Genomic DNA, 20,335 nt, shown 5'->3' with positions numbered 1-20,335 from the left:
GGGTCCGCGATGCTCAGCGGTCGTTGAATCGTATCTGAGGGGTGAGGTCCACGGCCGCCGGAGACCAGCTGGCCGGGTCGGCCTCGGTCTGCTGGCCGCTGCGGATGTCCTTGACCTCGTGACGTCCCTGCTCGTCAGTGAACCAGACGTAGGGGATGCCCCGCCGATCGGCATACTTGATCTGCTTGCCGAACTTCTCTGCGCTCAGCGCCACCTCGGCGCTGATGCCCCGCTCGCGCAGCTGGTCGGCCACGTCTTGGGCGGCCGGCCAGTCCTGGTCCTCGCGCAGGGTGACATACACCGCGGTGGGCACTTTCCGGGAGGCGGAGACCTCCCCGGAATCCAGCAGCGCGGAGAGCAGCCGGGTCAGCCCGATGGACAGCCCCACTCCGGGGAAGCTGCGCCGGCCCTTGGTGGCCAGCGACTCGTACCGGCCTCCGGAGCAGACCGAGCCCAGCTCCTCGTGACCGTGCAGCACGGTCTCGATGACGGTGCCGGTGTAGTAGTCCAGCCCGCGGGCGATCGACAGATCCGCCTCTGCCCGGCCCGGAACCCGGGAGGTCAGCTCAGCCATCACCGTGGTGAGCTCCTCCAACCCCTGCCGCAGCAGGTCGTCCGGTGCGGCATCGCCGAGCAGATCCAATACCCGGGGGGCGACGTCGGGCTCAGAGGTCCTGATCCGGGCCAGTGCCAGAGCCTGCTCCGCCTGGGTCTCGGATGCGCCGGCAGTCTCAACAAGCTCGGCGGCCACCCGCTCGGCGCCGATCTTCTCCAACTTGTCCACCGCGCGCAGCACCGCAGCCGTATCCTCCAGGCCGATGGAGCGGTAGAACCCTTCGGAGAGCTTGCGGCTGTTGACCCGCAGGGTGAATTCCCCGATGCGCAGCGCCTCCAGGGCACGGGCCATCACCAGAGCGATCTCCACATCGCAGCGGAAGGGCAGCTCCCCGTCGCCGACGATGTCGATATCGGCCTGGGTGAATTCCCGGAAGCGTCCAGCCTGGGGGCGTTCGCCCCGCCAGACCTTCTGGATCTGGTAGCGGCGGAACGGGAACGCCAGGTGCCCGGCATTCTCCACCACATAGCGGGCGAAGGGGACCGTGAGATCGAAGTGCAGGGCATGCTTGGCCGCGGCGGCGGCGCCGTCGTCGTCGTGGATGCGGGAGACCGCGTAGACCTCTTTGTCGATCTCGCCTTTGCCGAGCAGCACCTCGAGCGGCTCAACGGCGCGGGACTCGATGGAGGAGAACCCGTGGGCCTCAAAGACGCGGCGGAGGGTGTCGAGCATATGCAGCTCCACCAGGCGCTCCTCGGGCAGCAGCTCCAGGTAGCCGGACAGGGAAGCGGTGCGTGCCATATGCTCCTCAGTCTCCTTCAATGCCGCAGGTGCCAAACCTGACCATCATATCCATTGCCGGTACCCTTGATGCCATGAGCCCTGCAGTCAAGCCTACGTATCACCAGACCTCCCTCGACGAGATCCGCGACCGGGCCCGCGTCGATGCCGAAGGCCACGTCTACGCCCTGCCGAGCGAACCCGGAGGCGAGGAGAAGTATGTGGGCCAGTACTCCGCCGGAGGCGAGGACGAGGCGCTGCAGTACTTCACCCGGAAGTTCGATGATCTCTACAACCGGGCTCTGCTGCTGGCCGCCCGGGTGGCCACCCAGGCCGATTCCGCAGCCCACCTGCGCGCCAGCCGTGAACAGCTGGTCTCCGAGCTGGAAGAGGGCACCTGGTTGGGCGACGTCGAGGAGCTGCGCAGCCTGCTGAGTGAGGTGCAGGCCGGAATCGAGGCCATCGCCGCGGAGGAGGCCAAGCAGAATGAGCAGGCGCTGGCGGCTAAGGTCGCGGTCCGCGAGGAGATCGTCGCTGAGGCGGAGGCGCTGGCCGACGCCGACCCCGATTCTCAGCACTGGAAGACCGCCCAGGCGCGGATGGCTGAGCTGTTTGAGGCGTGGAAGGCTGAGCAGCGCACTCCGCCCCGGCTCACCAAGGCGCAGGAGGATCCGCTGTGGCGGCGGTTCCGCGACGCCCGCAGCCGCTTTGAGCGCAGCCGCAAGGCATTCTTCGTCCGCCGCGACAAGGAAGCCGCGGAGATCAAGCGGGCCAAGGAGGAGCTGATCGCAGAAGCTGAGGCGCTGCAGAGCTCCACCGAATGGGGTGCGACGACCAAGGCCTATCACCGGCTGATGGACCGCTGGAAGGCTCTGGGGCGCGGCCCCCGCAAAACTGAGGACGCCCAATGGGCTCGCTTCCGGGCCGCCCAGGACGTGTTCTTCTCAGCCCGCGAGCAGGCCAATGCGAAGATCGACGCCGAATACGCCGAGAATCTCAAGCGCAAAGAGGAGATTCTGGAGAAGCTGCGCGAGCTGATGCCCTTCACCAAGCCCGAGGCTGTGCGGGACCGCTACCTGAAGCTGATTGAGCAGTGGGATGCCGCCGGCAAAGTGCCGCGCGGAGACGTCAAACGTATGGAGCGGGCCATCGCCGAGGTGCAGGAGGCCTACCGGGAGGCCACCGGTGCCGGCCGCAGCCCGCGGGAGGCGGCACGCAGCGACCGCCAGAACGAAATGCTCACCCAGCTGGAGGAGACCATTGAGCAGCTGGAGCAGGACCTGGCCGCTGCGCAGGCCTCCGGGGACGCTGCACGCCAGAAGGAGGCCGAGGAGGCCCTGGCGGCGCGCCGGAGCTGGTTGGAGATGCTGAAGTCGGCGTGAAATAACAGATAGATTACAATCGTGAGGTCTCGGCAATAGACATTCGTCTAGCCCTGACCTGTATCTGCCGTCGATCTGCCCAGCGAGGAACTGCGTGAGCGATGAAAAGCCCCCCGGGGTGGGCTCCCGGCGTCGCAGGCGCGAGATCCGTGAGGCGCGAGAGCGGGCACGAGCCGCTCAGCGTGAACGCGAATCCGCCGTGCGCCGCATGAGCACCAGCTCCACGGCTGACGACTCCGCAGAGCGTCCTGCGCTGTTCGACCAGGAGAAAGAGACCCCTAAGGACGAACGGGGCCGCCGTCGAAAGCCCCGGAGCGCGGCAGCAGGCGGCGGCCAAGCCTCAGCATCACCGTCGGCCAGTGACCAGAGCGGCACTGCCCAGCCCGGCGCCGGCGGCTTACGGTCCGCCGGACCCCGAACTGGTGAGGACCGCAACGGTGAAACCGGCCCCGGTGAGACCCGGACCAGCGGCGGGTTCCTCTCGCGCAGGGAACGTCGCCGGCTGCAGACGCGGCAGAATCCCGTCCAGCCGGTGCCCGGGGCGGAGGCCGGCACGGCTGAGGCGTCCGGCGGATCCCCGGCAGGCGGGGGCGGTCCTCAGCAGGCACCGGGCCCTCAGCAGGCACCGGGCCCTCAGCAGGCACCGGGCAGCCCCGCGGGCGAGCCGGCTGCACCCACCCCCGCCGCCGACCCTGCCGCGCAGTCCACTCCGCCGTCGTCGTCGTCCTCTCCCGCCGCTGCGTGCGCGGTCCCCGCGCCGGCGGCTGCCTCTCCGTCAACGCCTTTCGAACAGGTCGTCGCTCCGCATTCTCCCTACTCCCCGGACCCGGCCGAGACCGCGGACTCGGAGGAGCAGTTCTATGAGGAGGAGTTCTACGCCGAGGACCTGCATGGCGCCGGGGTGTTCGGCCATGAATGGGAGGAGGACTATGACGGGCAGATCGAGCATGACGAGGACGGCACGCCTGTACTGGTGGGCGCCTCCGGCTTCGGACGCGGATACCAGACCGTGGCTCCGGCCCAAGGAGGCGTGAGCCGCAGCGTGCTGCAGCGGCGCCGGGCCAAGCGACGGCGCCGCAACATCACCCTCGGGGTGGCGCTGGGCGGATTCGCCGTGCTGGTCATCGGGTTCGTGATGATCGTCAACTCCATCCTCGGAGGCGGCGGCGAATACGATTATGAGGCGCAGTCCGGGGACTCCATCACCTTCGAGGTCAACCAGGGCGATGGGCTCGAAACGGTGGCCAACCGTCTGGTGGATGAGGGCATCATCGCCAGCCGTGACGCCTTCTGGGATGCGCTGAACGACCTGGATGAGGAGCCGGTGCTGCAGCCGGGTCCGGTGACGATGCGCGAACAGATGCCCGCCCAGGATGCCGTGGACGTGCTGCTCGGCCAGCAGAACCGAGTCTACGTGGCCGTCGACGCCGGAACCCGCATTGATCGGATCCTGGAGGGGATCGCCAGTGCGACCCCCTTCTCCCTGGAAGAGATCCGCGAGGCCGCGTCCGACCCCAGTCAGTACGGCCTGCCCGAGGAGGCGGAGACCCTGGAGGGCTTCATCGCCGAAGGGGAGTACGAGTACGAATATGAAGACTCCTTCGAGATGACTCCCGAAGAGGTTCTGCAGGACATGGTCGACCGCACCTTCGAGCGACTCGAGGACGCCGGCGTCACCGATCCGGAGGAGCAGTGGGAGACGATCATCGTCGCCTCGCTGCTCACCGCTGAGGCCAATAACACCATCAGCGATGAGCGTCCCAGCGAGGAGCGGTTCGAGGACTACCGGATCATGGCCGGCGCCATCGAGAACCGCATCGAGAACCCCGACCACGAGGGCACCGAAGGCCGTCTGCAGATCGATGCGACCGTGAACTACGGACTCGGACGCAGCGGAGATCTGCACTTCTCCGACGAAGAGCGGCACGATGAGTCCAATGAGTACAACACGTTTGTGCACGCAGGCCTGCCGCCGGGGCCGATCGCGACTCCCGTGGAGGACACCATCGCCGCAGCCGCCGACCCGGCGGATACCGACGCCTACTTCTGGGTGACGGTGAACCCCCAGACCGGCGAAACGCGATTCAACGAGTGGTACTCCGACCATATGGAGGACGTGCAGGAATTCAACGACTTCTGCAATAACAATCCCGGGGTCTGCAGCCCCGAAGACGTGGAATCCGCCGAGGAGGAGCTGGAGGAATGAGCCCTGCAGGGGGCTCTCATGCGGCACCGGTCCAGCACCGGGCTGCAGTCCTCGGCTCGCCGATCAGCCACTCGAAGTCCCCGGCCCTGCACGCCGCGGCCTACGGCTTTCTGGGCGCGCACATCGGCTACAGCCGCGCAGACGTCAGCCAGGAGCAGCTGCAGACCTTCATCGACGGCCCTGGGGCCGACCCGTCATGGATCGGCTGGTCGGTGACGATGCCGCTGAAGTCCGCCATGGTGGAGCATATGACCACGCTCTCCCCGCGCGTGCAGACCCTGGGAGTGCTCAACACCGTGGTGATCTCCTCGGCCGCGGGCGGCCGCAGGCTCCACGGGGAGAACACCGACGTCGACGGAATCGTCGCCGCTCTGCGGCAAGAGGCCGCAGCCGACTCCATGGCTTACGGGGGTTCGGGCCGTATGGCCATCATCGGAGCCGGCGGGACCGCCGCGGCGGCTCTGGGCGCAGCCGCGGAGCTGGGCTGTGCCGACGCGGTGCTCTACGTCAGATCCCCGCAGCGCGCGGCATCGGTGGCGGCGCTCGCACCCCTGCTGGGGTTGGCCGCAGAGATCCGTCCCCTGGAGACGCTGCCCGCCGATCTGCAGACCGAACAGCCCTGCGCGGTGGTCTCCACGCTGCCTCCCCGCGCCGCAGATGAGGTGGCCGGCCGCATCGGTGAGACCACGGCACAGAACCCGGCTGGAGGCCCGCTGCTGCTCGACGCCGCCTATGACCCCTGGCCCTCGGCACTGGCGCAGGCCTGGCAGCGCCGCGGGTGGCCTGTGACCAGCGGCCTGGAGATGCTGCTGCACCAGGCGGTCAAGCAGGTGGAGCTGTTCACCGCCGGCACCGAGGCCGATGCAGCCCGGCTCAGTCCCGCCGAGCATGCTCACATGGTGAACCTGATGCGGTCTGCCCTCAGCGGCGAGGACTAGGATGGATGTCATGTTGCGCTGGCTCACCTCCGGAGAATCACACGGCAAGTCCCTGGTCGGGATCCTGGAGGGCCTGCCGGCCGGAGTGGAGCTGACCACCGGCCATATCCGGCGGGCCCTGGCCCGGCGTCGCCTGGGCTACGGACGCGGAGCGCGCATGAAGTTCGAACAGGACCACGTCCAGCTGCTCGGCGGAGTGCGCCACGGACGCACGCTCGGGGCCCCGGTGGCGGTGGAGATCGCCAACACCGAGTGGCCCAAATGGGAGAAGGTCATGTCCGCCGATCCCGTGGAGCCCGGCGAGGTGGAGGGCCTGGCCCGCAACGCTCCGCTGACCCGCCCGCGGCCCGGCCACGCCGACTACACCGGCATGCAGAAGTACGGTTTCACCGAGGCCCGGCCCGTGCTGGAGCGGGCCTCCGCACGGGAGACCGCCACCCGGGTGGCACTGGGGACCGCAGCCCAGCAGCTGCTCAATGCGCTGGAGATCACCACCGTCTCTCACACCGTGGCGGTGGGGAGTGTCAGTGTCCCGGAGGAGGCGGCTCTTCCCGGTGCAACTGATGTCGAGGATCTCGACGCCGACCCGCTGCGCTGCTTCGACGCACAGACCTCCCAGGCCATGGTCGCTGAGGTCGACGCCGCCCATAAGGCAGGGGAGACGCTGGGCGGGGTGGTCGAAGTCGTCGTCGACGGCCTGCCCCCGGGCCTGGGAAGCTACGTGCACTGGGACCGCCGGCTCGACGCGCGGCTGGCAGGGGTCCTGATGGGAATCCAAGCGATCAAAGGAGTCGAGGTCGGAGACGGGTTCCGCACAGCGGCCCGCCGCGGCTCGCAGGCCCATGATGAGATCCAGCTCGACGCCGAAGGCCGGATTGTGCGCGCCACGGACCGGGCAGGCGGGATCGAAGGCGGTATGAGCATCGGCGGGACACTGCGGGTCCGCGCCGCTATGAAGCCCATCGCCACTGTTCCCCGTGCGCTGCGCACTGTGGACACCGCCACTGGTGAGCAGACCACCGCCCACCACCAGCGCAGCGACGTCTGCGCAGTACCGGCCGCCGGAGTGGTCGCCGAAGCCATGGTCTCACTGGTCATCGCGCAGGCCGTGCTGGAGAAGTTCGGCGGCGACAGCGTCGAGGAGGTCCGCCGGAACCTCACCGGATACCTGCAGAACCTGCCCGCCCTGGGCGCAGACCCGCAGGCCGCCGGCCACGACGGCGACCCGGTGCAGGCGCCGGCACATCTGCAGTGAGTCTGTCGTGAACGCAAACATCGTGCTCATCGGCCCTATGGCCTCCGGCAAGTCGACCGTCGGGGCGGCGCTGGCGCGGCGGCTGAGCCGGCCGCATGTGGACTCCGACCAGTTCTTCGCCGCCCGCCACGGGTCGATCCCCGAGTACTTCAGCACCCATGGCGAGCAGGCGTTCCGCCGCGCCGAGGAGCGCATCATCGCCGAGCTGCTGGATGCGCCCCGGCCCTCCGTGGTCAGCCTCGGCGGGGGCGCCGTCCTCTCGGAGAACACGCGTCGGCTGCTCCGCCCCAGCTTCGTGGTGATGCTGGAGGTCACCCGGGAGCAGGCGCGGGCCCGCATCGGCGATGCCGCCACCCGGCCGGTGCTGACCGCCGGGGGCGAGGAGCCGCCGATCGACAAGTGGGCCCGCATCTACGCATCGCGGCGGCCGCTCTACCTGGAGTGCGCAGACCTGGTGGTCAGCGCCGCCGAGGAGACGATCGGCGCTCGAGTCGATACCATCGTGCAGGCGGTCAATGCCCGCCGGCACCGACACCGCGACCAACCCACCGCTGGCAGAACCGAAGGACCGATCTCCTCACGCTCATGACACCCCAGACTGAGAACCCCGAACCCAGCCCGGCCGCAGAGAGCCAGGCCGGACCCCCGCAGACCCCGGCGGCAGAGCCCACTGTGGTCACCGTCGGTGAAGGAAACGGCGCAGGGGGCAACCAACTGGGCTACGACGTCGTCATCGGAAACGGTCTGCTGGCCAGACTGCCGGAGATGATCGGCCCCTCTGCCGAGCGGGTGCTGGTGATTCATCCGCGGGCCCTGCGCGCCACCGGCGATGTGGTGCGCGAAGACCTGGAGAAGGCCGGGTACCAGGCGGTGACTGCGGAGATCCCCGACGCCGAAGAGGGCAAGCACATCCAGGTGGCCGCCTTCTGCTGGCAGGTGCTGGGCCAGAACGACTTCACCCGCTCCGACGCCGTGGTCTCCGTGGGAGGCGGCGCTGTCACCGACCTGGCCGGATTCGTGGCCGCCACCTGGCTGCGCGGGGTACGCGTGGTGCATATGCCCACCACGCTGCTGGGCATGGTGGACGCGGCTGTGGGCGGCAAGACCGGTATCAACACAGCCGAGGGGAAGAACCTGGTGGGCTCCTTCCACCAGCCCGCCGGGGTGCTGGTGGACCTGGACACGCTGCTGACCCTGCCGCGCAACGAACTGGTCGCCGGCCTGGCCGAAGTGGTCAAGTGCGGGTTCATCGCCGATGAGCAGATTCTGCAGATCATTGAATCCGCCCCGGACCAGGCGCAGAACCCGCACTCCAAGCAGCTGCGCGAACTCATTGAGCGCTCCATCCGCGTCAAAGCCGAGATCGTGGGCGAGGACGCCCGGGAGACCGGGCGCCGCGAGCATCTGAACTACGGCCACACCCTGGCCCATGCCATCGAGCTGGCCGAGCGCTACCAGTGGCGTCACGGTGCCGCCGTCTCGGTGGGCCTGGTCTTCGCCGCCGAGCTGGCGCGCAGCCTCGGCCGGCTCGACGACGCCACCGCCGACCGCCACCGGGAGATCCTCACCAGCCTCGGGCTGCCGGTCAGCTACCGGGACGATCGGTGGAACCAGCTGCTGGAGGGCATCCGCCGGGACAAGAAGAACCGGGGGGAGACACTGCGGTTCGTGCTGCTCAGCGGCGTGGGACAGCCGGCTACTGTGGAGATCCCCGACCCCTCCATCCTGTATGCGACCTACCAGGAGATCGCGGAACCGGTCTCAGATACCACCGTTTCCCTGTAGCCACGGACGCTGAGCGCATCCGCCCTGAGGTGATCGGACTGCAGGTCGCCGGCGGGGAGGAGGTAGGATGGTCTGCTGGTGAATCTCTGACGTCCGACAAGAAAGCTCCTGAACCTGTGGCAACTTCCAATGACATTAAGAACGGCTCGGTGCTCAAGCTGGAGGGCCAGCTGTGGAACACCCTGGAGTTCCAGCACGTCAAGCCCGGCAAGGGTGGGGCGTTCATCCGCACCAAGCTGAAGAACATCACCTCTGGGAAGGTCGTGGACAAGACCTTCAACGCCGGTGCGAAGGTGGAGTTCGCCACCGTGGACCGCTCCGACTACCAGTACCTCTATCAGAACGGCGAAGACTTCGTCTTCATGGATCTGCGTGACTATGACCAGATCACCGTCCCCTCGGAGGTTGTCGGCGATGCGGCGAACTTCCTGCTGGAGTCCCAGGAGGTGACCATCGCCATGCACGAGGGCACTCCGCTGTACCTGGATATGCCCCCCTCGGTGGTGCTGGAGATCACCTACACCGAGCCGGGCCTGCAGGGCGACCGCTCCAACGCCGGCACCAAGTCCGCCACCCTGGAGACCGGACACGAGATCCAGGTGCCGCTGTTCGTGGACCAGGGCACTCGGGTCAAGGTGGACACCCGCACCTCCGAATACCTCGGCCGCGTCAACGACTGACCCCCCGCCGTGGCCAAACGAAGCAAAGCCCGGCTGCGGGCACTGGAGGTCCTCTTCGAGGCCGAGCAGCGCGGCATAGACCCCCACCAGGTGCTCACCACCCGCGTGGAGCGGGCTGACATGGTCGTCAACGACTACGTGCGCACCCTCATCGAAGGCGTCACCGCCCGGCGCGAGGAGATCGATGAGCTGCTGGCCACCTACGCCCGCGGATGGAGCCTGGAGCGCATGCCCCGGGTGGACCTGATGGCGCTGCGCATCGGCACCTGGGAGTTGCTGCACAATCCGGAGATCCCCGACGGCGTGGCCGTGTCCGAGGCCGTCACACTGGCCCGGCAGCTCTCCACCGAGGAGTCCCCGCGCTTCGTCAACGGCGTGCTCGGACGCATCCAGCAGCTCAAAGACACCCTCACCGACCCCGACGACGATGGGGTAGGCTGAGTCGAAGCACACCGCTCCTTTAATGATCGTCCCGTGAGGCGAGGAAGGAGTCGACATGGTGGAGACCCCGCCTGAGACTGCGCAGGTCATGAGCGCAGGCGACATTGAGCGCGCCCTGACCCGCATTGCCCATGAGATCGTCGAAGCCCAGCGCGGCATCGACGGCCTCGTCATCCTTGGCATCCCACGCCGCGGCGCCCCCCTGGCCCACCGCCTGGGGGAGAAGCTGCAGCGCATCGATGAGCGGTTCAGCCGCGACGCCGTCGGGTCGCTGGACATCACCATGTACCGTGACGACCTGCGCAGCGGCGGAGCCCGCACCCCGGAGCCCACCGACGTGCCCCCCGGCGGGATCGACGGCGCCACAGTGGTGCTGGTCGACGACGTCCTCTACTCCGGCCGCACCGTCCGGGCGGCGCTGGATGCGCTCTCCGACCTGGGGCGGCCCGCCGCCGTGCGGCTGGCCGTACTGGTGGACCGCGGCCACCGGCAGCTGCCTATCCGTGCCGACCATGTGGGCAAGAACCTCCCCACATCCCGCGAGGAACGCGTCTTCGTCCAGCTCGCCGAAGTCGACGACGTCGACCCGGCCGATGAGTCAGTCCTGATCACCCGGGGAGGTCGCGCATGAGCCTGCGCCACCTGCTGGACACCTCCTCACTGAGCCGCCAGGACGCCCTGGCCATCCTGGACACTGCGGAGGAGATGGCCGCCGTCTCCTCCCGGGAGGTGAAGAAGCTGCCCACTCTGCGCGGACGCACAGTGGTCAACCTCTTCTACGAGGACTCCACCCGTACCCGCGTCTCCTTCGAGACCGCGGCCAAGCGGCTCTCGGCCGACGTCGTCAACTTCTCCGCGAAGGGCTCCTCCGTCTCCAAGGGCGAGTCTCTGAAGGACACCGTCCAGACCTTGGAAGCCATGGGCGCAGACGCCATCGTCATCCGCCACGGCGCCTCCGGGGCGGCGGCCCAGCTGGCCGCCAGCGACTGGACGGAGGCGGCGGTGATCAATGCCGGCGACGGCACCCACGAGCACCCCACCCAGGCGCTGCTGGACGCACTGACCCTGCGGCGCGGCTGGTGCCCCGCCCACGGCCGCCCCCCGCGCGGAGGCGACCTGGCCGGTATGAAGGTGCTGATCGTCGGCGACATCCTGCACTCCCGGGTGGCCCGGTCCAATGTGTGGCTGCTGACCACCCTGGGCGCGGAGGTCAGCCTCGCCGCGCCGGCGACCCTGCTTCCGAAGGGCATCTCCGACTGGCCGGTCACCGTGCACCACAGCCTCGATGCGGCGCTGGCCGCTGACCCCGACGCAGTGATGATGCTGCGCATCCAGGCCGAGCGCATGGGCGGAGCGTACTTCCCCCATGCCGCCGAATACACCCGCCGCTGGGGGCTGACCGACGAACGGCTGACGGTGCTGCAGCAGCTGCAGATGGGCGGCACCTCAGAGCCGGCGCTGCTGCTGCACCCGGGACCGATGAACCGCGGTGTGGAGATCTCCGCCGCCGCCGCGGACTCTCCGCAGGCCAAGATCCTCGATCAGGTGGCTCACGGTGTGGCCGTCCGCATGGCAGTGCTGCACCTGCTGCTGTCACAGAATCACGACGACGGGAGTACCGCATGACCGACTACCTGATCCTCGGCGCGAAGGTCCTGGGGGAGAGCACTGCCGACCTGGTGCTGCGGGACGGGAAGATCGCCAGCCTCGGCGCCGACACTGCAGCGCCCCGCGAGGACGTGTCCCTGGAGACCATCGACGCCACCGGCCTGATCGCCCTGCCCGGGATGGTCGATATGCATACCCATCTGCGCGAACCCGGCCGCGAGGACGCCGAAACTGTGGAGACCGGCAGCCGGGCCGCGGCCAAAGGCGGGTTCACCGCCGTGCACGCCATGGCCAATTCCACCCCCGTGGCCGACACTGCCGGCGTCGTCGAACAGGTCCAGCGGCTGGGCGCCGACTCCGGCTGGACGGAGGTCTACCCGGTCGGCGCGGTCACCAAAGGGCTGGCCGGGACGGTGCTGGCCGAACTGGGCGCGATGGCCGAATCCTCAGCCCAGGTGCGGATGTTCTCCGACGACGGCCACTGCGTGAACAATGCCCAGCTGATGCGCCGAGCCCTGGAATACGCCACCACCATCGGCGGATTCATCGCCCAGCACGCCCAGGACGCCGATCTCACCTCCTGGGACACCGAGCACCCCGCGCAGATGAACGAGGGCAGCGTCTCCGCCGCCCTGGGTCTTCCCGGCTGGCCCGCAGTGGCCGAGGAGGCCATCATCGCCCGGGACGTGCTGCTGGCCGACTACGTGGGGGCCCGGCTGCACGTCTGCCACGTCTCCACCGCCGGGTCGGTGGAGATCATCCGCTGGGCCAAGCAGCGCGGCATCCAGGTCACCGCAGAGGTCACCCCGCACCACCTGATGCTCACCGATGAGCTGGTCCGCTCCTACAACCCGGTCTACAAGGTCAACCCGCCGCTGCGCACCGAGGCCGACACCCATGCCCTGCGCGACGCTCTGGCCGAAGGAATCATCGACGTCGTCGCCACCGACCACGCGCCCCATCCGGACCAGGCCAAGGAATGCGAATGGGCCCAGGCCGCCATGGGGATGACCGGGCTGGAGACGGCCCTGAGCGCAGTGCAGCACGCCATGGTGGAGACCGGACTGATCGGTTGGCGACGCTTCGCCGAGATCACCTCGGTCCGCCCGGCCGAGATCTGCGGACACACCCACCAGGGCCGCCCCCTGGCAGCCGGGGAGCCGGCGAACCTGATCCTGGTGGACCCCAGCGCCACCACCACCATCACCCCGGAGAACCACGCCACCAAAGGCCGGAACTCCCCGTTCCGCGGCCTGGAGCTGCCCGGCCAGGTCCGCCACGCCTTCCTGGGCGGGCACGCTACGGTGCTCGACGGCGAACTGGCCGGCTCGCGCACCGGGAGGACGGCATGACACTGGCCGCCGCAGCCCCGGATATGACCGGCACCTACCTGATGTACCTGTGGATCTCCCTGGCCGTGATCGCCGGGATCTGCCTGCTGATCTGGCTGGGCTGGCGCGGCCGCAAGCGGCGCCAGTCCGCACTGCCTGCCCCGCCGCAGATCCCCGAGGAGCTGATCGAGGCCGAGCCGCAGGCCGGGGCCGAGGGGATGGTCATCGGCACTGTCTCCGCAGCCGACTACCTGGACCGCGTGGCCGTCCACGAACTGGGCCTGCGCACCACCGGACGCATCGAGGCCCACAGCAGCGGCGCTGCGATCTTCCGGGCCGGCGCCCGGAACTGGTTCATCCCCGCCGGTGACCTGCAGTATGTGCGCACCGACCGCGGCGTGGTGGGCAAGTTCGTCGAACGCGACGGCGCCCTGATCATCGGATGGCGGCTGGGGGAGACCGCCGTGGAGACCGGCTTCCGCCCCCGCCGCGCCGAGGAGGGCCGCACCCTGCGCCAGGCGCTGGAGACCATCACACCCGCCCACGGCACAACCCACAGCCCCGACGTCTGAGGAGACGCACACCAGCTATGAGCAACACCAGAACACCCGCGCTGCTGGTCTTCGAGGACGGCACCGTCTACCAGGGCGCCAGCTACGGAGCCGAAGGCACCACACTGGGCGAGGCCGTCTTCGCCACCGGTATGACCGGCTACCAAGAGACCCTCACTGACCCCTCCTACGCCCGCCAGATTGTGGTGCAGACCGCCCCGCACATCGGCAACACCGGCGTCAATGACGAGGACCCGGAGTCCCGGCGCATCTGGGTGGCCGGCTACGTGGTCCGCGACGCTGCGCGCCGGCCCTCCAACTGGCGCTCGGTGCGCAGCCTCGATGAGGAGCTGGCCGCCCAGGGCGTGGTCGGCATCCAGGACGTCGACACCCGCGCGATCACCCGCCGGCTGCGCGACCACGGGTCCATGAAGGCCGGAATCTTCTCCGGCGACGACGCCGAAGCGCCGCACAGCCAGCTGCTTGAGGCGGTGCGCAGCCAGCCCGATATGCTCGGAGCCCGGCTGGCCGAAGAGGTCACCACCGAGACGCCCTACACGGTGGAGCCGGCCGACCACGGCTGGGAGGGCAAGCCGGTCGGCACTGTCGCCGCCCTGGACCTGGGGCTGAAGTCCATGACCCCGGTGCGGATGGCCGAACGCGGCCTGCGCGTGCACGTGCTGCCTGCCCAGACCACCTTTGCCGAGATCGAAGAGCTCAACCCCGACGGCGTCTTCCTCTCCAACGGGCCGGGAGACCCGGCCACCGCCAGCACACAGATCGGCATGCTGCGCCAGGTCCTGGACTCCCGGACACCGTTCTTCGGGATCTGCTTCGGCAACCAGATCCTCGGCCGCGCCCTGGGCTTCTCCACCTATAAGCTGCCCTTCGGGCACCGCGGCATCAACCAGCCGGTGATGGACCACGCCACCGGCAAGGTGGAGATCACCAGCCAGAACCACGGATTCGCCGTCGACGCCCCAGTCGGGGAGACGCTCAGCGCCCCCGAATCCCGCTACGGCCGGGTCCAGGTCAGCCACTCAAGCCTCAACGACGGCGTCGTGGAGGGGCTGCGCTGCCTGGACATTCCCGCCTTCAGCGTCCAGTACCACCCCGAAGCCGCCGCGGGCCCGCACGACTCCGCCTACCTCTTCGACCGATTCGTGGAACTCATCCAGGCCCACCGCGCCGGGCGGGAGGCCACCGGCGCGCAGACGCTGCCCCCGGCAGACCGCCGCCCCTCGGCTGAGGACACCGCCCCCTCAGCCACCGACTCCACCCGCTCAGCCACAGGAGGACCCGAGAAGAATGCCTAAGCGCGCCGACCTCAACTCCGTGCTGGTCATCGGCTCCGGGCCGATCGTGATCGGCCAGGCCGCAGAATTCGACTACTCCGGCACCCAGGCGCTGCGCGTGCTGAAGGAGGAGGGAATCCGGGTCATCCTGGTCAACTCCAACCCGGCCACCATCATGACCGACCCGGAGTTCGCCGACGCCACCTATGTGGAGCCGATCAGCCCCGAAGTGGTCGCCAAGATCATCGCCAAGGAGCGGCCCGACGCGCTGCTGCCCACCCTGGGCGGCCAGACCGCGCTGAACACCGCCATCGCCCTGGACAAGCAGGGGGTGCTGGCCGAATACGGCGTGGAGCTCATCGGCGCCAATATCGAGGCCATCGAGCTGGGCGAGGACCGGGAGAAGTTCAAAGGCGTGGTCGAACGCTCCGGCGCCGAATCGGCCAAATCCCGGATCGTGCACTCCATGGACGAGGCGCTCGCCGCCGCCGAGGAGCTGGGCTACCCCATGGTGGTCCGGCCCTCCTTCACCATGGGCGGGCTGGGCTCCGGCATGGCCTACAACGAGGAGGACCTGCACCGCATCGCCGGAGCGGGACTGCAGTACTCACCCACCACGGAGGTGCTCCTGGAGGAGTCCATCCTCGGGTGGAAGGAGTACGAGCTGGAGATGATGCGCGACGCCAATGACAACGTCGTCGTCGTCTGCTCCATCGAAAACCTCGACCCCGTCGGCGTGCACACCGGGGACTCCATCACCGTGGCCCCGGCGATGACGCTCACCGACCGGGAGTACCAGAAGCTTCGGGACATCGCCATCAACGTCATCCGCGAGGTCGGCGTGGACACCGGCGGATGCAATATCCAGTTCGCCGTGGACCCGAAGACCGGGCGGGTGGTCGTCATCGAGATGAACCCGCGGGTCTCCCGCTCCTCAGCGCTGGCGTCGAAGGCCACCGGGTTCGCCATCGCCAAGGTCGCCACCAAGCTGGCAGTCGGCTACACCCTGGATGAGATCCCCAATGACATCACCCAGAAGACCCCGGCCAGCTTCGAGCCCACGCTGGACTACGTGGTGGTCAAGGTGCCGCGCTTCGCCTTCGAGAAGTTCCCGGCCGCCGACCCCACGCTGACCACCACCATGAAGTCGGTGGGTGAGGCGATGGCGATCGGACGCAACTTCACCGAGGCGCTGCAGAAGGCGCTGCGCTCCCTGGAGCAGCGCGGCAGCGAATTCCGGTTCACCGACGATGACCAGGAGGAGCTCAGCGATCTGCTCCAGCGGATGGCCACTCCCACCACCGAGCGTCTGCACCAGGTGCAGCGCGCCCTGCTGGCGGGGGCGGATCTGGAGGAGGTCCACCGCATCACCGGCATCGATCCGTGGTACCTGGACCAGATCCAGCTGATCAACGAGATCGCCGAAGACCTGCGCAGCGCCGGTGAGCTCGACGCCGCCGCCCTGCGCACCGCCAAGCGGCACGGCTTCTCCGACGAGCAGATCGGGGCTCTGCGGTCCATGGACCCCGCCGTGGTGCGCGGAGTCCGCCACGCCCTGGGCGTGCGGCCGGTCTACAAGACCGTGGACACCTGTGCCGCAGAGTTCCCGGCCTTCACGCCCTACCACTACTCCAGCTACGACCTGGAGGACGAGATCGCCGAGCATTCACGACCATCGGTGATCATTCTCGGCTCCGGTCCAAACCGAATCGGGCAGGGCATCGAGTTCGACTACTCCTGCGTCCACGCCACGATGGCGCTGACCGACTACAGCGGCGACGACGACGGCTACGACGTGGTCATGGTCAACTGCAACCCGGAGACCGTCTCCACCGACTACGACGTCTCCACCCGGCTCTACTTCGAACCGCTGACCCTGGAGGACGTCCTGGAGGTCATCGCCGCGGAGGAGCGAACCGGGGGAGTGGCCGGCGTCTTCGTGCAGCTGGGCGGGCAGACGCCCCTGAAGCTGGCCGGACAGCTGGCCCAGGCAGGGGTGCCCATCCTGGGCACCTCCCCGGAGGCCATTGACCTGGCGGAGCACCGCGGGGCCTTCGACCAGGTGCTCAACGCAGCAGGACTGACCGCTCCGAAGAACGGCACCGCAGTCAGCTTCGAGGACGCCAAACGGGTCGCCGACAGCATCGGCTACCCCGTCCTGGTGCGTCCCAGCTACGTGCTGGGCGGACGCGGAATGGAGATCGTCTACGACGAGGCCGGACTGCGCCGCTACATCACCCACGCCACAGAGGTCACCCCGGAGCACCCGGTTCTGGTGGACCGCTTCCTGGAGGACGCCATAGAGGTCGACGTCGACGCGCTCTACGACGGACAGGACCTGTATCTGGGCGGGATCATGGAGCACATTGAGGAAGCCGGGATCCACTCCGGGGACTCGGCCTGCGTGCTGCCGCCGATCACCCTCGGCCCCCATGTGCTGGCCCGGGTGCGCCAGGCCACCGCAGCAATTGCCCAAGGTGTGGGGGTGCGCGGACTGATCAACATCCAGTTCGCTGTGGCCTCCGATGTGCTCTACGTCATCGAAGCCAATCCCCGGGCCTCCCGGACGGTGCCGCTCGTCTCCAAGGCCACCGGAGTGCAGCTGGCCAAGGCCGCCGCGCTGATCGGCACCGGAGTCAGCATCGCCGAGCTGCGCGCCGGGTCCGGCCACCACGCCGCCGGGGTGCTTCCGGCCGCCGGAGACGGCTCCCAGCTCCCGCCTGCCGCCCCCGTGGCGGTCAAGGAGGCGGTGCTGCCCTTCGCCCGGTTCCGCACACCCGCCGGCCGGGTGGTGGACTCCCTGCTGGGACCGGAGATGCGCTCCACCGGCGAGGTCATGGGGATCGACAAGCACTTCGACACCGCCTTCGCCAAGTCCCAGCTGGCTGCCAACAACCCGCTGCCCACCTCCGGCAAGGCCTTCGTCTCAGTGGCCAACCGGGACAAGCGCGGAGTGGTGATGCCGGTCAAACGGCTCACCGACCTGGGATTCGAGATCGTCTCCACCGGGGGCACCGCAGATGTGCTGCGCCGCAACGGCATCGCCTGCGAAGTGGTGCAGAAGATCGCCGAGACCCCGGAAGAGGGCGGCACCATCCTGGAGCTGGTGGAGTCCGGGACGATCAGCCTGATCATCAACACTCCCTCCGGCGGTGACGCCCGCAGCGACGGCTACGAGATCCGCGCAGCAGCCACCAGCCTCGGCGTGCCGGTGATCACCACCGTGGCCGAGCTGGGAGCCGCCGTGCAGGCCATTGAGGCCCAGCGCACCTTCACCTGGTCGGTGAGCTCCCTGCAGGAGCACGCAGCCCGGCTGCATGAGGCAGGCCTGGAGGTCGCCGGATGACCCGGCAGTCCTTCGGCACGCGGCTGGCAGCCGCGCTGGGGGAGAAGGGCCCGCTCTGCGTGGGACTGGATCCCCATCCGGAGATCCTCAGCGACTGGGGGCTCAGCCCCGACGCCGCCGGGCTGAGGGAGTTCGGCCAGCGCGTGATCGAGGCTGCCTCCGGCCGGGTGGGCGTCATCAAGCCGCAGGTCGCCTTCTACGAGGCCCACGGGCCAGCCGGCATGCAGGCCCTGACCGAGACGATCTCGTATGCCCGGCACGCCGGTCTGCTGGTGATCGCCGACGCCAAACGCGGGGACATCGGCTCCACGATGACGGCCTACGCCGAGGCCTGGCTCAACCCGGAGCGGGACTTCGCCGCCGACGCCCTGACCGTCAGCCCCTATCTGGGCTTCGGCTCCCTGCAGCCGGCCGTGGAGGCCGCAGAACGCCACCAGGCCGGACTCTTTGTGCTGACCCTGACCTCCAACCCGGAGGGGCAGGATGTGCAGCTGGCCCGGCTCCAGCATCATGTGGCACAGGTGGCCCGGGCCCACCGCACCGTCGCCGGCCAGGTGGCAGCCGAAGCCGCCCGGCGCAATACGGCGGCCTCTGCCGCGCCGCTGGGACACATAGGGCTGGTCGTCGGGGCAACCACCGCACACCTGGCCGTCCAGCACCAGATCGATCTGACCGCCGGCTCTCCACCTCTGCTGGCGCCGGGATACGGGGCCCAGGGCGCTGACGCCCAGCAGCTGCGCAGAAGCTTCGGCCGCGTCTGGGACCAGGTGGTCGTCAACTCCTCCCGCGGCATCCTCACCGCCGGCCCTGAGGTGGCCGATCTGCGTGCCGCCATCGAGTCTTCGCGCGCCGACCTGGGCTGATATCGGCCATCAGACACTCTGCTGTGTCACGAGCTATTGCCCTGGACGCAGATTGCCGTTAGATTCTGGCACATCACACTGTCCGCCTGGGCCCACGATGTGAGGAGTATCACTGTGGCATTGCGAGAACTCACCCAGCAGGAGCGCGATACGGCTCGCCAGAAGGCACTGGCCGCCCGTGCAGAGCGCGCCGAGGTGAAACGGGAATTCGGAACCGGAGCGCTCAGCTTCCCTCAGGTTCTCACTGCCGCCGACACCTCGGAGGCGGTGGCCCGACTGAAGACCATCGAGCTGCTGGAAGCCCTTCCCGGGGTCGGACGGGTCACCGCCACCCGCATCCTGGAGGACCTGGGCATCTCCATCAACCGCCGTCTCGGCGGACTGGGGGTCAAGCAGCGCCAGGCGCTCACCGAGCATCTGGCACAATTGGGCTGATGCCCCAGTCCAGCCGCGCCCCAGCCGTCACCGTCCTGGCCGGTCCCACCTCAGTGGGCAAGTCCACGCTGAGCCGGCACATCCGCACCCACTATCCGCAGGTGCACTTCTCCGTCTCCGCCACCACCCGTCCGCCGCGGCCGGGTGAGGTGCACGGGGAGGACTACTACTTCATCGAGCCCGAGGAGTTCGACCGGCTGGTGGACGAGGGCGCATTCCTGGAGTGGGCCACCGTGCACGGGCGCCACCGCTACGGCACGCTGCGTTCCACAGTGGAGCAGGCCCTGGCCGCGGGACGCCGGGTGCTGCTGGAGATCGATCTGCAGGGCGCACGGCAGGTGCGGCGGACTATGCCGGAGGCACAGTTCGTCTTCCTAGCGCCCCCGACCTGGGAGGATCTGGTCGCCCGTCTCATCGGCCGCGGCACGGAATCTGCCCAGGAGCAGCAGCGCAGGTTGGAAACCGCTAGAATAGAACTCGCGGCAGAAGAGGAATTCGACGTGACCATCATCAACGACGACGTCGACCGCGCCGCCGAGGAACTTGTAGCCCAGATGGGCTTCGAACCGACCCCCAACGCATAAGGACATTTGTGACTGAGCAGCTCGAAGGCATCATCGACCCGCCGATCGACGACCTGGTGAAGAAGGCCGACTCCAAGTACGCGCTGGTGCTCTTCGCCGCGAAGCGGGCGCGCCAGATCAACAACTACTATGCGCAGCTGCACGAGGGGCTCTTCGAGCACATCGGTCCCCTGGTGGAGACCAAGCTCAATGAGAAGCCGCTGTCCATCGCGCTGCGTGAGATCAACGAGGACCTGCTGGTTCAGAAGCAGCCGGCCGCCGACGAGGCTGCCTGAGCCTGCCCGCTCCGGCGGCCCGGC

The 20,335-nt window shown here is 68.6% G+C and carries 19 protein-coding genes; 18 read left to right on the top strand and 1 reads right to left on the bottom strand.

Going from position 1 to position 20,335, the window contains the following annotated elements:
• Positions 1-13 precede the first annotated feature (13 nt).
• A complete protein-coding gene (gene hisS, locus Q1K09_RS02680) occupies positions 14-1,357 on the bottom strand; it encodes a histidine--tRNA ligase (protein ID WP_300342989.1) in 1,344 nt (447 codons plus the stop codon).
• A gap of 74 nt (positions 1,358-1,431) precedes the next feature.
• Between hisS and Q1K09_RS02675 the strand changes: the two genes are divergently transcribed.
• The 18 genes from Q1K09_RS02675 to rpoZ all read left to right on the top strand — a co-directional run bounded on the left by Q1K09_RS02675 (position 1,432) and on the right by rpoZ (position 20,311).
• Complete coding sequence (locus Q1K09_RS02675) at positions 1,432-2,718, top strand: DUF349 domain-containing protein (protein WP_300342987.1); 1,287 nt, start codon at positions 1,432-1,434, stop codon at positions 2,716-2,718.
• 94 nt (positions 2,719-2,812) lie between these two features.
• Entirely contained in the window at positions 2,813-4,924 is a 2,112-nt protein-coding gene (locus tag Q1K09_RS02670) for an endolytic transglycosylase MltG (RefSeq protein WP_300342985.1), read from the top strand.
• Positions 4,921-5,862: a shikimate dehydrogenase gene (locus Q1K09_RS02665; RefSeq protein WP_300342983.1), complete on the top strand. Its 942-nt coding sequence runs from the start codon at positions 4,921-4,923 to the stop codon at positions 5,860-5,862. Before Q1K09_RS02670 ends, Q1K09_RS02665 begins: the two co-directional genes overlap by 4 nt.
• 10 nt (positions 5,863-5,872) lie before the next feature.
• Positions 5,873-7,117, top strand: a complete 1,245-nt coding sequence (aroC, locus tag Q1K09_RS02660) for a chorismate synthase (protein ID WP_300342981.1) — start codon at positions 5,873-5,875, stop codon at positions 7,115-7,117.
• A 7-nt stretch (positions 7,118-7,124) separates the two neighbouring features.
• Positions 7,125-7,706 (top strand): shikimate kinase, encoded by a 582-nt coding sequence (locus Q1K09_RS02655; protein WP_300342979.1) that lies wholly within the window; start codon positions 7,125-7,127, stop codon positions 7,704-7,706.
• Positions 7,703-8,902, top strand: a complete 1,200-nt coding sequence (gene aroB, locus Q1K09_RS02650; RefSeq protein ID WP_300342978.1) for a 3-dehydroquinate synthase — start codon at positions 7,703-7,705, stop codon at positions 8,900-8,902. The genes Q1K09_RS02655 and aroB overlap by 4 nt, the downstream gene beginning before the upstream one ends.
• Before the next feature lie 116 nt (positions 8,903-9,018).
• Complete coding sequence (gene efp, locus Q1K09_RS02645) at positions 9,019-9,582, top strand: elongation factor P (protein ID WP_300342976.1); 564 nt, start codon at positions 9,019-9,021, stop codon at positions 9,580-9,582.
• A gap of 9 nt (positions 9,583-9,591) precedes the next feature.
• Positions 9,592-10,023: a transcription antitermination factor NusB gene (gene nusB / locus Q1K09_RS02640; RefSeq protein ID WP_300342974.1), complete on the top strand. Its 432-nt coding sequence runs from the start codon at positions 9,592-9,594 to the stop codon at positions 10,021-10,023.
• Between the two features lie 55 nt (positions 10,024-10,078).
• Complete coding sequence (gene pyrR / locus Q1K09_RS02635) at positions 10,079-10,654, top strand: bifunctional pyr operon transcriptional regulator/uracil phosphoribosyltransferase PyrR (protein WP_300342972.1); 576 nt, start codon at positions 10,079-10,081, stop codon at positions 10,652-10,654.
• Between the two features lie 2 nt (positions 10,655-10,656).
• On the top strand, positions 10,657-11,649 hold the full coding sequence (locus Q1K09_RS02630; protein WP_300343128.1) for an aspartate carbamoyltransferase catalytic subunit: 993 nt from the start codon (positions 10,657-10,659) through the stop codon (positions 11,647-11,649).
• Positions 11,646-12,983, top strand: a complete 1,338-nt coding sequence (locus tag Q1K09_RS02625; RefSeq protein ID WP_300342970.1) for a dihydroorotase — start codon at positions 11,646-11,648, stop codon at positions 12,981-12,983. The genes Q1K09_RS02630 and Q1K09_RS02625 overlap by 4 nt, the downstream gene beginning before the upstream one ends.
• Positions 12,980-13,534 (top strand): hypothetical protein, encoded by a 555-nt coding sequence (locus Q1K09_RS02620; protein WP_300342968.1) that lies wholly within the window; start codon positions 12,980-12,982, stop codon positions 13,532-13,534. The genes Q1K09_RS02625 and Q1K09_RS02620 overlap by 4 nt, the downstream gene beginning before the upstream one ends.
• Before the next feature lie 17 nt (positions 13,535-13,551).
• The gene (gene carA, locus Q1K09_RS02615; RefSeq protein ID WP_300342966.1) at positions 13,552-14,829 is read left to right on the top strand and encodes a glutamine-hydrolyzing carbamoyl-phosphate synthase small subunit; all 1,278 of its coding nucleotides are present in this window, start codon (positions 13,552-13,554) and stop codon (positions 14,827-14,829) included.
• Positions 14,822-18,154 (top strand): carbamoyl-phosphate synthase large subunit, encoded by a 3,333-nt coding sequence (gene carB, locus Q1K09_RS02610; RefSeq protein WP_300342964.1) that lies wholly within the window; start codon positions 14,822-14,824, stop codon positions 18,152-18,154. Before carA ends, carB begins: the two co-directional genes overlap by 8 nt.
• Positions 18,151-19,017, top strand: a complete 867-nt coding sequence (gene pyrF, locus Q1K09_RS02605; RefSeq protein ID WP_300342962.1) for an orotidine-5'-phosphate decarboxylase — start codon at positions 18,151-18,153, stop codon at positions 19,015-19,017. The genes carB and pyrF overlap by 4 nt, the downstream gene beginning before the upstream one ends.
• 114 nt (positions 19,018-19,131) lie before the next feature.
• A complete protein-coding gene (mihF, locus tag Q1K09_RS02600; protein WP_300342960.1) occupies positions 19,132-19,452 on the top strand; it encodes an integration host factor, actinobacterial type in 321 nt (106 codons plus the stop codon).
• Entirely contained in the window at positions 19,452-20,036 is a 585-nt protein-coding gene (gene gmk / locus Q1K09_RS02595; protein ID WP_300342958.1) for a guanylate kinase, read from the top strand. The genes mihF and gmk overlap by 1 nt, the downstream gene beginning before the upstream one ends.
• A gap of 8 nt (positions 20,037-20,044) precedes the next feature.
• Entirely contained in the window at positions 20,045-20,311 is a 267-nt protein-coding gene (gene rpoZ / locus Q1K09_RS02590; RefSeq protein ID WP_300342956.1) for a DNA-directed RNA polymerase subunit omega, read from the top strand.
• The last annotated feature ends 24 nt before the right edge of the window (positions 20,312-20,335 follow it).

Source organism: Nesterenkonia sp., from assembly GCF_029265375.1.
GTDB lineage: Bacteria > Actinomycetota > Actinomycetes > Actinomycetales > Micrococcaceae > Nesterenkonia.
The sequence above is the reverse complement of the archived record's forward strand: the minus strand, read 5'-3'. Positions and strand labels throughout refer to the sequence as shown.

What these genes read in the sequence shown, in the direction of transcription:
- carB (WP_300342964.1), top strand. Translation starts at nt 14,822, where the DNA reads ATGCCTAAGCGCGCCGACCTCAACTCCGTGCTGGTCATCGGCTCCGGG.
- Q1K09_RS02620 (WP_300342968.1), top strand. Translation starts at nt 12,980, where the DNA reads ATGACACTGGCCGCCGCAGCCCCGGATATGACCGGCACCTACCTGATG.
- pyrF (WP_300342962.1), top strand. Translation starts at nt 18,151, where the DNA reads ATGACCCGGCAGTCCTTCGGCACGCGGCTGGCAGCCGCGCTGGGGGAG.
- carA (WP_300342966.1), top strand. Translation starts at nt 13,552, where the DNA reads ATGAGCAACACCAGAACACCCGCGCTGCTGGTCTTCGAGGACGGCACC.
- aroC (WP_300342981.1), top strand. Translation starts at nt 5,873, where the DNA reads ATGTTGCGCTGGCTCACCTCCGGAGAATCACACGGCAAGTCCCTGGTC.
- Q1K09_RS02675 (WP_300342987.1), top strand. Translation starts at nt 1,432, where the DNA reads ATGAGCCCTGCAGTCAAGCCTACGTATCACCAGACCTCCCTCGACGAG.
- Q1K09_RS02625 (WP_300342970.1), top strand. Translation starts at nt 11,646, where the DNA reads ATGACCGACTACCTGATCCTCGGCGCGAAGGTCCTGGGGGAGAGCACT.
- pyrR (WP_300342972.1), top strand. Translation starts at nt 10,079, where the DNA reads ATGGTGGAGACCCCGCCTGAGACTGCGCAGGTCATGAGCGCAGGCGAC.
- aroB (WP_300342978.1), top strand. Translation starts at nt 7,703, where the DNA reads ATGACACCCCAGACTGAGAACCCCGAACCCAGCCCGGCCGCAGAGAGC.
- Q1K09_RS02665 (WP_300342983.1), top strand. Translation starts at nt 4,921, where the DNA reads ATGAGCCCTGCAGGGGGCTCTCATGCGGCACCGGTCCAGCACCGGGCT.
- gmk (WP_300342958.1), top strand. Translation starts at nt 19,452, where the DNA reads ATGCCCCAGTCCAGCCGCGCCCCAGCCGTCACCGTCCTGGCCGGTCCC.
- hisS (WP_300342989.1), bottom strand. Translation starts at nt 1,357, where the DNA reads ATGGCACGCACCGCTTCCCTGTCCGGCTACCTGGAGCTGCTGCCCGAG.